The 1,202-nt window shown below is 69.5% G+C and carries 1 protein-coding gene; it reads right to left on the reverse strand.

The window, feature by feature from the left end; all coding sequences use genetic code 11:
- The coding region (locus tag ACEN88_RS32210; protein WP_413346282.1) for a carbamoyltransferase at positions 1-1,033 on the reverse strand (1,033 nt) is incomplete at its 3' end.
- Between the last annotated feature and the right edge of the window lie 169 nt (positions 1,034-1,202).

Here is a 1,202-nt window from a genome sequence, read left to right on the forward strand (position 1 = left end):
GCGCGCCGCCCGCGTCGCCCGCGGCCGGCTGGATCCAGATATCGTCGAAGATCCCGGCCGCAGCCAGCTTGCCGTTGGCGACGCAGTTCAGCGCCACGCCGCCCGCCAGCACGAGGTTGCGCTCCCCGCTCAGGCGGCGCAGGTGGCGCGCCGTCCTGAGCACGATCTCTTCGGTCACCTGCTGGATGCTGGCCGCGAGGTCCATCTCGCGCCGCGTGATCGGCGTCTCGGGCTGGCGCGCCGGGCCGTCGAACAGGTCGGCGAAGCGCGGACCGGGCATCGCCATGCCGTCCAGCCAGCCGAAGTAATTCATATCCAGCCGGTACGAGCCGTCGGTCCGGACGTCGATCAGGTGTTCGCGGATCCGGCCGGCGTAGCGCGGCCGGCCGTAAGGCGCCAGCCCCATCAGCTTGTACTCGCCGGAATTGACCTTGAAGCCGCAGAAGCTCGTGAACGCGCTGTACAGCAGCCCCAGCGAATGCGGATAGTCGATCTCGGCGAACAGTTCCAGTTTCCGGCCGTGGCCCGTGCCGAGGGTGGTCGTGGCCCATTCGCCGACGCCGTCGATCGTGAGCACGGCGGCGCTGTCGAACGGCGCCGGATAGAAGGCGCTGGCGGCATGGGCCATGTGGTGCTCGGCGAACAGCACGCGGCCGGCGCGCCCGGGCGTGCCGAGCGTCTGGCGCACGTGCTCGTTCACCCAGATCTTGTCGCCCAATACCGCGCCCGCGGCCTGGACGAACAGGTCGCGCGCGCCCGCAGCATCGCCGTGCCGGGCGCCGGCGCAGGCGTTCTGCACGACGCGGTCGAACGTCAGCAGCGGATTGTCGTAGAAGACGATCGCATCGAGGTCGGCCGCATCGACGAAGCCTTCTTCGAGACAGTAATTGATGGCGTTGACGGGAAACGACGGGTCGTGCTTGCGGCGCGTGAAACGCTCTTCCTGCGCGGCCGCGACGATCTCGCCGTCGTGCACCAGCGCCGCCGCCGCGTCATGGTAATAGCCGGCGATGCCCAGGATGGTCTTGCCCATGTCGCCTCCTCAGCTGGCGCGGGCCAGGCCTGCGCCCAGCATGTCCGCGATGACGGGCTGGAGCGAACGCGCGAGCGCGTCGTGGCCGGCCGGCGTGAAATGGATGTCCTTGTCCCAGCGCAGCCGGCGCCGTGGACCATGGAGGACGCTTCCTCATGCTGCGCAGGAT

Origin of the sequence: Massilia sp. CT11-108, from assembly GCF_047302915.1 — a bacterium.
GTDB lineage: Bacteria > Pseudomonadota > Gammaproteobacteria > Burkholderiales > Burkholderiaceae_D > Telluria > Telluria orientalis.